We start from the raw sequence: 12,430 nt of genomic DNA, 5'->3' as shown, positions 1-12,430 counted from the left end.
ACCACCGTTCGATGGCCCGGCGGGATATTCCACGCTCTAACCCAAACTATTACAATACAGCCATTCATAACCTGTTATAGAGATGTTTCACGAATGCATATCCACCGTACTTACCGAGCGAAAATCCGCAACCACAGTCAAGTGGAGCGGATGCTCGACCGACACGGATGGAGTGCATCGAAACTGTGGAACGTCGCAAACTATCACTCCCGCCACGTGTGGGATGACACGGGCGAGATTCCCGACGACTCGGACTTGAAACGCGAGCTGAAAGGTCATACAACATATAAAGGACTGCATTCGCAGTCCAGTCAGCGGGTTCTGGAGGAACTCGCTGAAGCCTTCAACTCGTGGTACGGCAACCGCAAGACCGACTCTCGTGCGAATCCGCCCGGCTACCGCAAACGCAACTACTACGACAACGCTGGAAACCGCGTTCACGAAGAACACCCGCATTCGACCGTGACGTGGAAGCAGAAAGGTATCCGGCACGACACCAAGCACAACCGCGTCAGGCTCTCGAAGGGTGCGAATCACAAAGACCACCCCCGCGATCGGGATTACATCCTCGTTGAATACGAGACTCGTCCCGAAGTTACGGTTGAAAATCTGCAACAGGTTCGGGCCGTCTACAGTAAGTCGAAGGAGTGTTGGGAACTTCATCTCGTCTGCAAACACGAAGTCGAGACCCCCGACGCCCCCGGTACTGAGACGGCTGGCATCGACCTCGGTATCTGTAACTTCGCCGCCGTCGCCTACAGCACCGAGGAAGCCGACTTGTACCCCGGCAACCGCCTGAAACAGGACGGCTACTACATCCCGAAAGAAATCGCCAAGTGCGATGACTCAGGCGGGTCTGAAGCCACCAGACTCCATCACAAATGGAGCGAGCGCCGCACCCACTTCTTCCACTCCTTAGCGAAGCACATCGTTGAGAAGTGTATTGAGCGAGGAGTGGGTCGCATCAATATCGGGAAACTCGCTGGTGTCCGTGAGGACGAGACTGGCGACTCGAAGAACTGGGGAAAACACGGGAACCTTGACTTGCACGGATGGGCTTTTGATAGGTTCACCAAGATTCTCATGTACAAGGCGAAGGTCGAGGGCATCGAAGTCGTAGAAATGTCTGAACGTGATACGAGCAAGACGTGTTGTGTGTGCGGTACAGAAGACGATAGTCAGCGGGTTGAACGCGGCCTATACGTTTGCAAGCCGTGTGATGCGGCGTTCAACGCTGATGTGAATGGGGCGGAGAACATCCGTCTCGACATTAACGACAAAAGTAACTCCGAGTCTTCGGCCAGTTTGGACGAGGATAGGAGTACCGGCTGGTTGGCACAGCCCGGAGTCTACCTGCATGACTTGTCTCACGGGTTCTCACCGAGGGAACAAGTGGTGGACTGCAAACCCTAATATCCCAACGCTCGGGATTCCCGCGTTTTCAGGCGCGGGAGGATGTCAATTCTCGGCCAAATCGCCCATCAACTCGATCACCTTCGTCAATCGCACCGGGGAACTGTGACCAGCCAGCAAACTCTGACCTGTATCCATGGTCAACGAATGGTGCTGGGAGGTAGTTGTTTGGCGTTTCAAATTGCTCTGTGAGTCGTTGCAGTGCTTCTATTTCTACAAGATGGTCAGTACGATTGTCTGGATTTGCATCGAACGAATCAAGGGTTTTTGAGGAAGCTGTCGGAGCATCTACTGGTGGTTCATCCCACTCCTCAGCGGGTGTATGAAACGAAAATTCGCCAACGTAGAGACAGTAATACACTTCCCCGTCAATATCGTGACAACGAACTGTATCAACACAGTCTTCTGCAACGAGAGCCCCAAGAATCGCTCGTTTCAGACCGTACAGTGCTTTTTTCCGCAGACTGTGTAGGCGCGCATTTGCCCCGAGTCCGTTGGTGTATGCGTCTTTTGCAGCATCGGCGTATCGCTTCGCTTCGACGTTGAGTTGGTACAACGCCTTTAACTGCTCAAAAGCACACTGTGAACAGTGCGAGGACTCTTGTTCGCCGCCAACCTCACTCATATACTCCTGTCTATGCCGAAAAATCGTAAATATTACTCTGGTCTTCGAGTGTCGCTTCGAGGCAAGTGACGTCTCGTCCGAGACACGTCCGCCGACCACCACCAAATGGCAGGTGCGCAAAATCATAATCGAAACCGGAGTGCGAGAACCGATTAAAGAGGTGTCCATTGCATCTCGAGACGCCAAACGGGGTTCATAATCGGCCGAATCGGCCGGTACTAGACTGTGAAACATGACTGGAATGGGAACTAGGAAAGTGGAGAGAAGAATCCGGAAATCGGTCAAAACGGCTGGAAACGCCGTCAGGCGGTGGATGAAAGAAGAATGCGGGTGGCTCTCGGACGATACCGAATGGTGAATCATCTCGTCTAAATTTTCATAATCGGTTTCCATCTATCGATTTTGAGCAACTAGGTTATTCGAATATCGGAGCTGACGAGATTGCGTTCCCACCGCTTTTTGGCCGCGTCGAAGAATGAACGCAAATATTACGTTCTATATTGTCTTGTCTCACCATGGACAATGTTGTCGTGTGGTTCCTCGCCTTGCTCGTCGGAACTCGCGCGTTCTTCAGCTTTCTCTCGTGGCTCAACCTCAGATACGGTGAAAAGCAGGTTCGCGCCGAACGAGAGTGGGTCGAAGAAACGCTCGACGTAAATACGACGGAATTGCTCACCTATCAACGGGCACAAACCCAACTGTCGTTCGTTCGGTCGTGGGTGGCGCTCATCGCAGTGCTCGTGGTCCTGTTTTCGGGAATCCTCACGTCAGTCGTCAATGCATTGGGGACGCTCGGATTTAGCTCGGTTGCCGAGGGTATCGTCTTCTTCATTGGCCTCAACGTCGTGCAGACGGTCTTTTTCCTCCCCTTCAACGCATACTCGACGTTCGTCGTCGAGGAACGCTTCGGGTTCAACAATCAGTCAGTCGGACTATGGCTGCGCGACAAGGCAGTTGAGATGGTCGTTATCAGCGTCATCCTCGCCGTCGTCGCTGGCTTCGGTCTCGCTGTCATCGATGCGTTTCCGGAGACGTGGTGGCTCATCGTCGTCGCTGGCTATGTCGTCTTCCAGCTGCTTATGCAGGTTATTTTTCCACGGATCATCATGCCGCTATTTTACGACTTCGAGCCGGTTGAAGCGGGCGAGTTGCGAACGGCCATCGACGATGTGTTCGAGCGCGTCGGCTTCGAGACGTCGAACATCTACACGATGAACGCGAGCAGTCGCTCAGGGAAGTCGAACGCGTTCTTTAGCGGGTTCGGTCGGACGAAGCGTGTCGTCCTGTTCGACACGCTGGTTGAGCAAATGTCCATCCCCGAACTCCAGAGCGTCCTCGCACACGAACTCTGCCACTGGCGAGAACACCACATCTGGAAGCACCTCGCGTTGGGAGCGATCCAGTTCGGTGTCGTCACCGGGGGCCTCTGGTGGCTCCTCCAACAACCGTGGCTGACCGACGCGTTCGCAATCCCCGACACGACGTATCTCGCGCTGTTCGTCGGCGTGCTGTTGGCCAATACGCTCCTCAAGTGGGTTTCTCCGCTGACGAACCGGGTGTTTCTCCACCACGAGTACGCCGCCGACGCGTATGCTGCCAATGTCGTCGGTGTCGAACCGATGGCGAGCGCGCTGGAGCGGCTCACGGGTGAGAATCTCTCGAATCCATTTCCCCACCCGCTGTATGCAGCGTTCTATTATGACCACCCGCCGATGCCCGCACGGATTCGAGCGATTCGTGATCAACCCAGTGAGGAGGGATCGGCCGACGTCACCGGCGGTGCTCCGGGGTCTGCCTGACCGCGACGCGTCGTCGACCAGTCACGACGCGAGCGTGAACTAACAGCTTGACCCCGACAAGGGGGCTCCTGAAACTCGCCAGCCCAAGGGCGGTACGATTGAAGAAGTCGGCAAAGCGCTCACCTCGGGAGAGTTCACGCCACGGTCGCATCTGGTCTTTGAGCATGGCGGAGCGTGGGACTCTGATACCAGTTGGATTGGTCGGTAATGGATGTTAGAGACGGGGGCGTAAATTTCAACGAGTAGTATACGAGTGTTGCACGGGCGTTGGTGAGTGGTTGTAGTATTCGGGTTATCAGAGCATGACGTGAACGATTGGGCTCTTTTTTCTACACACACACTGAGATATAGGTTGGGAAAGAACCATGAATCACATTGCAGCAATTCCGGCCAGCGAAATGGAGTCGGAACAGGGTGGCGTGTTTGCAGGAGCTATCATCGCGATGCTCGGAATCCTCGCGATAATATTCCCGTTTGTTACTGGGATTTCGCTCTCGCTTCTTCTTGGTGCGCTTTTAGTTGTCGGTGCAATTGTCCACATCGCACATGCGTTCTCGGCAGGCAGTTTTTGGGGGGCATTTTGGCAGGTCGTACTCGGCATCCTCTATGGATTCGCGGGGATCTTTTTCATGGCAAATCCCGTATTCGGGTTGACGACGCTGACAATCCTCGTAATCGCGTTTTTCATTGTAGACGGGATCGTCGAGATTGGGTGGGCGATTACCGGCCATGGGAACAAGGGATGGGTGTGGCTTCTCGGCAGTGGAACTCTGTCGCTGCTCGTTGCTGGCCTACTCTGGATCGGGTTTCCGGCCACCGCACTGTGGGCGGTGGGTGTCTTGTTCGGCGTGAACTTGCTCGCCACAGGTCTCTCGATGCTCATGCTCGGAATGGCAACTCGGCGAGCCGCACGAGAAGCGACGCCGGTGGAAGGAGGCCCGGAAGCCTGAAATTGACATCCACCCACGACTGAAGTCGTGGGATTCCTCTCGTGGGAGTCTCAGCCGTCCTGAGTTTCCCCAAGAGCGATATTCCCATTGTTAGTGGTACTCTGGTTTGTGTATTCCTCGTTGGCCATTGTCTCCACTGCGATGGAAGGCGGGTTATGGTGTTCCCGCCAGTCGTGTTTGTTCCACTTGAGGTACACGGGTCGTGCCATCGACCCAACTGCGTTGTTTTGCTTTCTCAGGAACGATTCCGATGCGACGAGGTCAGCGTGTCCCTCGAATCCGCACGGGCACGCCAGCGAATCCTCGTGGCGAATAGTTCCTCCACGCTTACCGCACTCGGGACACTCCTGACTTGTCCACGCCTCAGATTCTTCTTCGACCGTGATACCGTACTCTTCGCACACGTCTTCGATGCGGTCGATAAATCGGCGGTACGCCCAGAAGATGTGCGTCTTCTCGTTCACACGCGGCGACCAGTGCGTTGAGAGAACGCCCTTGATGTCGCCAACGTATAGTGTTGAAACGCCCTCTTCGTACAGACGTTCCACGAGGTTGCGGATGAGACTGTCTTGGGCGTGGTTGCGCCGGTTCGTGCGGTTCCGGTACAAGCGGTCGATGCGTGTGCTGGACTCACGCTGATCGTCGAGGCGTGATTGGTAGTACGCGATTCGCTCCGTGGTTTCACGGAATTTGTCGAAGAGGTTGCGTCCTTCGTACAGGAGTTGCGTGCCGGTCGTTGTCGTGCAGGCGACGAGGTTGTTCGCGCCAACGTCCAGAGCGGCTTCATGCGAAGCCAGTGGTGAATTCAGTCGAGAATCGTCGATGGTGACTGGTTGGAAAGCCCTAAACGATTCGGCAGTTTCGTCGTACACGAGTTCGAGTCGGTTCTGCTCGCCGTTCCATTTCGGGTCGCCCGCAACTTCAACGCGGAGTCGTTGGTTTCGGCTCAATCCGAGTTCGTCTTTGAGGTCGGAGCCAATCGGAACTTCGAGGCGGGAACGCTTCCCGTACTCGATGGTGTACTGGTCGTTGCGGACGTATGTGCGTAGCACCCGTCCGTCCTCTTCGTTGCTCCAGTACCCCGGTGGCGACGGCCGCTCATCGAGTTTTCCAGCGTGGTACTTCTCGTTGAGTTTGAAGAACGACCGCCACGACTCCGAGTTCTTACGGATGAGTTGCTGGGCGACCGAACTGCTGAGAACGCCCTTGTACTTGCCTTCGAGACTGCCAGTATCGGCGTCCCAAACGCTTTCGTCATCTTCGAGGAAGGCTTGGCGGCGAGCGTAGTTCGTCTCGTTCCAGAGACTCGCAGAAGCGTCCAACCAGCGAACGAACACCTCACGCTCCTTGTTGGAGCGAGGGCGAACGTTGAACTGGTTGGCTCGCTTCATCACTACGTGCTACAAATTGTTGGTTTGTAAAGGTATGGAGTAGCGTGGGAGACTCAGGCTTGCTATCGAGCGTGGTTAGTGTAGCCGAGTGTCGGATTCATCCCACGACTCAAGTCGTGGGCTTTCTCCTTGACTCTCTGTAACTGAGCTACCGTTTTTCGCCGGACGCGACCCGCTGGCTACCTTGCTGGAGCCAATGTATGCCATCGGCGGCACGCTCGGAGCGTATCAGGGGGACATAGTGTGGGGTGGCGCTGTGATGTTCGAACGCGCCGATCTAGACATGGACTCGTTCCTGCGTGACCTCCGCCGAACGGTGAGTGATGACGGTATTCTCACCGAGTATCTCGACGTTACGCCTCTCCGCCGAACGCGAATCGTTCCGATGGGTGGTTCTTTACAAGAGCTCACACTCCCACGAACAACTGCTCGGGAGCCCCTGAGAGTATTGCGAGATACAGCCTCTCTATTCAGCTCGGCGCTCTTGACAGCAGTTCGGCAGTACGTTCAGTTGGTGCTGATTAGAAGGCGCGAATGCAGCGGAACGGGGTCCGGCCCTACGTAGTTCCGGGAACTCATCTGGTTGTTTTATACTCGGATTTGAGGTCATCTTCTTCGAGACTCGCCACCAGTCGCGACTGGAGCGCGGCGTTTATCGGAATCAAGAGCAGCCACGTCAAAATCCCGAAACCGGGATCGAACGCCGCAACGATTATCGAGAGGACGAACACGAACGGGGATGCGAGGTATCTGGCTGCTTGAATCTCCACGGCCCGAGACGCGAGTCCTTCCTCAACGAGTTGTTTCCGCGACGCATACGACCAGAGGAGTGCGAGAGTGAGACCAGTAAGTGCGAGCGTTCCCGACAGAAACATGATTCCGAATTGGTTCGGATACGTCGCGAAGACGCTGGACGCGAACGGGACGAACGCGACCATGAGGAGAAACAGGAGATTGACCCACACGACTCCCCTGTCATGTTTCTCGATATGAACGAAGATACGACGGTGGTTGACCCAGTACGAACCAATGACGAGGAAGCTCAGGACGAAGCCGAAGAACTCGTGCCATTGTTCGAAGATGAGGTCCGGGAGAACCGAAATCGGGGTTCCCACCGGAATCTCTGGTACGGTGATTTCGAGCACTAACAACGTGATGACGATGGCGATGACGCCGTCGCTCAACGCGAGCAGTCGGTCCGTTTCGTCCGACTCTCGACGAAATGAAAACGTCATAGATTGATAAAACGTCACCAATCCTCAAAACAGTTGTTCGGGTTGTTCCTGTTCGTCCTGTCTGCGCACGTGTGTACGAGTCCGACATCCCGTTCTCTCCCGCACTCAACAAATAAAGAACTCAAAAGGGGCTACGGTGCTGAATCCACGCTCTCTATGCAGCACGTGACTCTTGACAGCCATTCAGCAATATGATCAATTAGTGCTGAACACAGGGCGTATCAGTCAGCGAGGCGCTCGAACGGCAGTAAGTACACAGAAAATGGTTATGCTGTTAAGAATAGTAGTACCATCTACATGAGTACCAAAACCCGGCAAGTCGTCAACGAAGAACTCTGGAGGAGTGTTGTCTGGTTCGCTATCGGCCTGTTCGGATGGTCGCTTATCATCACGTCCACAGAGGCAATTGAAGCATCGGCACTCACCGCGCTCGGACTGCCGATACTCACAGCGGGAGTACTGTTTAGTATAATGGTGGGGATTCGGATTCTGACCGGGCTAGAACTCAAAGCGAAGACGGAGGGGAGCCAACTTCTATGGCTGATTACGTCTCGTACGTCTCATTCCAGAGAACCGTGTCTAAGTGATCGATGAATCGAGTCATACGACCATCCTCCAGTTCGCAGACGTGCGCAAAGGGAACATCGAGATGCTTGCCTGTCGTTCTGTGCATCCCATGGAAGGTACCGAGGACAACAATCGTGTCACCACCGTCGATGAACTCGTCGGCGTCGACTGTGAAATCCTCGAAGTCCTCAAGACAGGGGACGAAAACGTTCTCTAGGACACCCTCAGGGCCGTGGTACGTTCCACCGTAGATGTCACCCTTCGGTTCGATCCACTCGATATCCTCGGCCATCGTGGCCATCGGGGTGTCCAGGTCGCCCTCATTGAATGCGTTGTAGACGTCCTGTACCAGTTCGACATTGCTCTTAGCAGCGGCTCTCGCCATGGTTTGTCACCAAGTAGTGTGTACGTCACCCAAAAATATAAAGTTAGATATGTGCTAGCACATCACCACCACAATTTGACACTGCTCTTATCCCCTCAAACGCTGTTGTATTCCGCTGTCGGCGTTGCGACGGGCCAGCCGTCGAGACTCTCGGTGTGTGGGACGAGGACGGTGGCGCTCAGTCTGCGCGATCGGGGCGATGTGTCCACGACGGTGCGGGCCCGTACAGCCGCTCGTCGGTGTCATCAGCGTACGGCAGTTGTCTCGGGCGCTTCGAGGAGTTCGAGATACAGGCCCCACGCCACGCGACAATACACATAGGTCAAGCCCGCCGTCGGGCCGTCCACGTTCGTCTGCGGGCCCTCAAGCATCGTGACGTCGTCCCGGTCAGCCAACCCATCCATCGCCGCATCAATATCGTCGACCTGGAGTGCGAGATGCATCGCTCCGATGTCGGAGTGGTTCGGTGGCGTTTCGGCTTGGTCGGGCGCATCCCACTCGAACAGTTAAAGATTCATCGTCGGGCCGCAGCGCAACATCGCAAGTGAGGCGGTCGCGTCTGGATGCACATCGAGCCGCCGCTCCATCGATTGCCCTTCGGGATCGCCGAACGGGCCCCCTCAGACAGCTGGTTCAATATTTTGATTCAGACGGAATACGTTCTCGGGATCGTACCGGGTTTTCACTTCAACTAGTCGGTCGTAATTGTCACCGAAGGCGGCCCGGACTCGCTCGTCCCCCTCACGACTAAGAAAGTTCACGTAAACACCGTCGCTCAAGAAGGGAACCATCGCGGAGAAGAACTCTTGTGTCCACGCGATCTGCTGGTCGTCCTCCGCCGCATCCTCCCATCGGGAGAAGATATTGAACGCGTACCCGGCGTCACGGTGGGTAAATGCAGTCGAATTCGAGTTGGGTTTCGAGATCGCCCCACCCAGATGCTCTACCACGATAGACGTGTGCGGTGAGGGGAGAGTGGCTGCGTAGTTCACAAGCGTGTTGAGTGCGTCGTCAGATAATCCCGATTCATCCACGAACTGGGATTTCCAGTAGTTCCGAAAGCCGGGTGGGTACACGTCGTCGAAGAACTGCTGAAACTCCGTGTATGAGCGTGCTTCGACGAGATCGATGAGCGGCGTGTGAACGTTCCGAAGTGGCTGAATCGTTCGCTCACCATCTTCTACGTTGCCGAGATAGCACAGGTAGACCGTGACGATCTCCTCCCCCCATATGTCTTCAGGGATGAACGGCGCTGAGGGAGCGGTTCGAACCGAGGCGTAACAACAGAGTTCCTCGGGTGCCGTGGCCGTGAACTCTCGATGAAACCGAAGGAGGTCACCGGCGATTTCGAACGGGTAGACGAGCACCCCAGCAAGCACCGTCGGCCCGACCGCGTGGAGGTCGAACTCGAAGACGGTCACCACTCCGAAGTTCCCACCGCCTCCGCGAATCCCCCAGAAAAGCTCCTCATTCTCCTGTTCGTTCGCGTGGACGATCTCACCAGCTGCTGTAACAACGTCAACCGAGCGGAGGTTGTCGATGGTGAGCCCGTAGGAGCGACTGAGCCATCCCCAGCCACCGCCTACCGTCAACCCGGCGAGTCCGGTCGTCGAGACGATCCCACCGGGCGTGGCGAGTCCGTAGGCCTGGGTTGCCCGATCGAACTCTCCGATGGTGACGCCCGGTTCGGCCCAGGCGGTGTTCGTCTCGGGATCAACCCGCACTGACGTCATCGACGAGCAGTCAATCAGCAGGCCGTCGTCACAAACGCCATTTCCGGCGACATTGTGGCCCCCACCCTGAACGGCGATCGGGAGGCCGTGCTCCCGAGCGAAATCGACCGCGTGGATTACGTCGTCTGCGTCTTCAGGCTGGACGATGAGTGCGGGTTGACGGTCGATCATCGCGTTCCAGACCGTGCGGGCCGCGCAGTAGCCATTGTCATCTGGGCGGAGCACCTCGCCGTTGAAGCTCGATTCCAATTCGCTGATGGCGGTATCGGTGAGTCGATGTGGGTGGTCGCTCATACCATGAACTGCTGTGAATAACGGTGTCGGACGAAATATACGTTTCTTGGATGGTTCTTGACCGGTGTCAGGGCTGCCCGACTGGCGACGAGACCCGCTTCGACCGCCCAACGTCTCCACTGCTCGATTGGGGATTGGAGTCTCGTTCCTCGTGGAGGAGTTCGTTCAGTTCGTACTCGCTGAACGTGAACGCGTCACAGCCGACGCACTGCTTCGGCCCCGTCGAGGACGCGGTTGCATGAACGAGTCCACAGTGCTGGCAAACGTGCAGATGATTTCTGTATCCCATGTGCATTCTACAGGAGGATGCGTACCCACATGATGATTTTTCGTGCAATTACCGCACCAGGTGCAGAGATTTCACCTGGTGAGCACGGAATTCCTGCGTCTCCGAACCGTGGTTCGAATTCCCCATCATGAATGATGTCCCGGACGTCGCTGCTTCTTCCGTGGCAACACGAACAGATATGCTGTTTGAATGCTAACGTATGCCATGGCTGGGGTACTCGACGATATTCGGTTTCTCGCCGACTCGCAGCATCGGGCGGTGGTGATGGATTCGCTCGCCAGCGGGCCATGCTCCAGAGCCGAGCTCCGAGACGTGACCGGCGCCTCCTCGGCCACTGTTGGCCGAATCGTACAGGCGTTCGAAGAACATGGATGGCTCGAACGGGACGGGACTCACTACTCGCTGACAGCGCTGGGTGAGTTCGTTGCGACGTCGTTCGCGGAGTTCCGCCACGACATGGCACTGGCACGTGAGTTGGACGACCTGCTTCCCCATGTGCCGATGGATGAGATCGGCATCGACGTTGCCCACATAAGCGACGCGTTCGTCACTCGACGGACGCAAACCAACCCATTCGCAGTCGTCTCGCGTGTCAGGGAACTTGAACTCGACTCTGCGGCAGCGCGAAGTCTCACTGACTTCTTTCCCGAGCCATGTATTGACGGGCGGTACGAAGCGATCGTGAACGGCACGCAGACGTTCGAAGCGGTGTTCGCACCAATCGTCATCGAGGCCGCGATGGCGTCGGACTCTGCCAGCAAGTTCGAGGCCATCGTCGCAGCCGACCGCACGGAGATTCACGTCTACGACGGGGAGATTTCGCATCCTGTGATGTTCCACGACGGGGTAGCCTGCCTCGTTGTGCGCGACGAAGCGAACGTCTCGATTGGGATGATCGAAACTGACGACGAGACAGTGGTCGACTGGGTAACGGACGTATTCGACGCCTACCGGCGCGAAGCAACACTGCTCACATCTGGCGATCTCACAGAGTCACTGGAGGACATCCTTGCGGAGGTCTGAGGAAGCGTCCAGATGAAAGAATGAGAGGATTATGCTGGGAAATACGCATGACATCGATGAGTTCGGCAATATCGTTGGGTATCCCGAGCCGGACGGTGGAGTTCGAACGGAGCGATTTCACGCTGTGAGCATTGCTCACTAGGAATCATGACGACGACCGGCGGCGAATCTGTTATCGGTGAGAGTGAATGGAAGTCGTCTTCGCCATGTTCGAATCAGCACTCAGTTCCGAGGAGGTCGAGCAGACGATGCGCCAGCGCGCCGAAAAATTCCGGGCGGTAGACGGACTTGTACAGAAGTACTTCGTCCACGACCACGCGAACGATCGGTATGGTGCGTGTTTCATCTTCGATTCCGAGGAGGCACGCGATGCATACTTCGAGTCGGAGCTTAGTGCGAGTGTCGGTGACGCCTACGCTGTGGTGGGCGAAGCCGATGTCACAATGGCCCGACTACTCTTTCCCTTGCGCGAGGCAGAGGGGCTGCCGGCACCCGCTTGACATCCTCCTCAGCTAAAGCCGGAGGAATCCTGAGCGGTGAAAATTTGTGATTCAATCAGTGTGATCGGTTGCAGCGGAAGCTGCAGCAAGTCGAGCTGTATGCACGCTTGACATCCTCCCTGCCCTAAAGGGCGGGGATTCCCCGAAGGGGAGTTCAAGGTTGCACGTTTCCTCGGGAGCGAAGTACGCTTTCGCGTCCTCCCTCAACGGTTCCCGTCCAATTATG

The 12,430-nt window shown here is 56.1% G+C and carries 12 protein-coding genes; 5 read left to right on the top strand and 7 right to left on the bottom strand.

Features of this window, described 5'->3' with window-relative positions; all coding sequences use genetic code 11:
- Positions 1-93 precede the first annotated feature (93 nt).
- Complete coding sequence (locus ACR3FE_RS25285) at positions 94-1,413, top strand: RNA-guided endonuclease InsQ/TnpB family protein (protein ID WP_458210616.1); 1,320 nt, start codon at positions 94-96, stop codon at positions 1,411-1,413.
- Positions 1,414-1,441: 28 nt separating this feature from the next.
- Here the strand turns inward: ACR3FE_RS25285 and ACR3FE_RS25280 are convergent, their stop codons facing one another.
- On the bottom strand, positions 1,442-2,431 hold the full coding sequence (locus tag ACR3FE_RS25280; protein ID WP_458210615.1) for a hypothetical protein: 990 nt from the start codon (positions 2,429-2,431) through the stop codon (positions 1,442-1,444).
- Positions 2,432-2,553: 122 nt separating this feature from the next.
- Here ACR3FE_RS25280 and ACR3FE_RS25275 point away from each other — a divergent pair, with 122 nt between their 5' ends.
- Both ACR3FE_RS25275 and ACR3FE_RS25270 read left to right on the top strand, forming a co-directional pair.
- Entirely contained in the window at positions 2,554-3,837 is a 1,284-nt protein-coding gene (locus ACR3FE_RS25275; RefSeq protein WP_458210614.1) for a M48 family metallopeptidase, read from the top strand.
- A 365-nt stretch (positions 3,838-4,202) separates the two neighbouring features.
- On the top strand, positions 4,203-4,787 hold the full coding sequence (locus ACR3FE_RS25270) for an HdeD family acid-resistance protein (protein WP_458210613.1): 585 nt from the start codon (positions 4,203-4,205) through the stop codon (positions 4,785-4,787).
- Positions 4,788-4,837: 50 nt separating this feature from the next.
- Here the strand turns inward: ACR3FE_RS25270 and ACR3FE_RS25265 are convergent, their stop codons facing one another.
- The 6 genes from ACR3FE_RS25265 to ACR3FE_RS25240 form a co-directional block, all read right to left on the bottom strand.
- Positions 4,838-6,178 carry an RNA-guided endonuclease InsQ/TnpB family protein gene (locus tag ACR3FE_RS25265; protein ID WP_458210612.1) on the bottom strand — a complete coding sequence of 447 codons (1,341 nt, stop codon included), beginning with the start codon at positions 6,176-6,178 and terminating at the stop codon, positions 4,838-4,840.
- A gap of 575 nt (positions 6,179-6,753) precedes the next feature.
- Positions 6,754-7,413: a TMEM175 family protein gene (locus tag ACR3FE_RS25260; protein WP_458210611.1), complete on the bottom strand. Its 660-nt coding sequence runs from the start codon at positions 7,411-7,413 to the stop codon at positions 6,754-6,756.
- Positions 7,414-7,957: 544 nt separating this feature from the next.
- Positions 7,958-8,365: a nuclear transport factor 2 family protein gene (locus ACR3FE_RS25255; protein ID WP_458208535.1), complete on the bottom strand. Its 408-nt coding sequence runs from the start codon at positions 8,363-8,365 to the stop codon at positions 7,958-7,960.
- Between the two features lie 245 nt (positions 8,366-8,610).
- Positions 8,611-8,808, bottom strand: coding sequence for a VOC family protein (locus tag ACR3FE_RS25250; RefSeq protein ID WP_458210610.1), 198 nt, complete (start codon positions 8,806-8,808; stop codon positions 8,611-8,613).
- Between the two features lie 177 nt (positions 8,809-8,985).
- Entirely contained in the window at positions 8,986-10,392 is a 1,407-nt protein-coding gene (locus tag ACR3FE_RS25245; RefSeq protein WP_458210609.1) for an FAD-binding oxidoreductase, read from the bottom strand.
- 67 nt (positions 10,393-10,459) lie between these two features.
- The gene (locus ACR3FE_RS25240; protein WP_458210608.1) at positions 10,460-10,681 is read right to left on the bottom strand and encodes a hypothetical protein; all 222 of its coding nucleotides are present in this window, start codon (positions 10,679-10,681) and stop codon (positions 10,460-10,462) included.
- 204 nt (positions 10,682-10,885) lie between these two features.
- Here ACR3FE_RS25240 and ACR3FE_RS25235 point away from each other — a divergent pair, with 204 nt between their 5' ends.
- Both ACR3FE_RS25235 and ACR3FE_RS25230 read left to right on the top strand, forming a co-directional pair.
- Positions 10,886-11,704 (top strand): helix-turn-helix transcriptional regulator, encoded by an 819-nt coding sequence (locus ACR3FE_RS25235; RefSeq protein ID WP_458210607.1) that lies wholly within the window; start codon positions 10,886-10,888, stop codon positions 11,702-11,704.
- A gap of 188 nt (positions 11,705-11,892) precedes the next feature.
- Complete coding sequence (locus ACR3FE_RS25230) at positions 11,893-12,204, top strand: YdhR family protein (RefSeq protein ID WP_458210606.1); 312 nt, start codon at positions 11,893-11,895, stop codon at positions 12,202-12,204.
- Positions 12,205-12,430: the final 226 nt, after the last annotated feature.

The sequence above is a fragment of the Haladaptatus rarus genome, from assembly GCF_054177585.1.
This window is presented reverse-complemented; position numbering and strand designations above follow the sequence as displayed.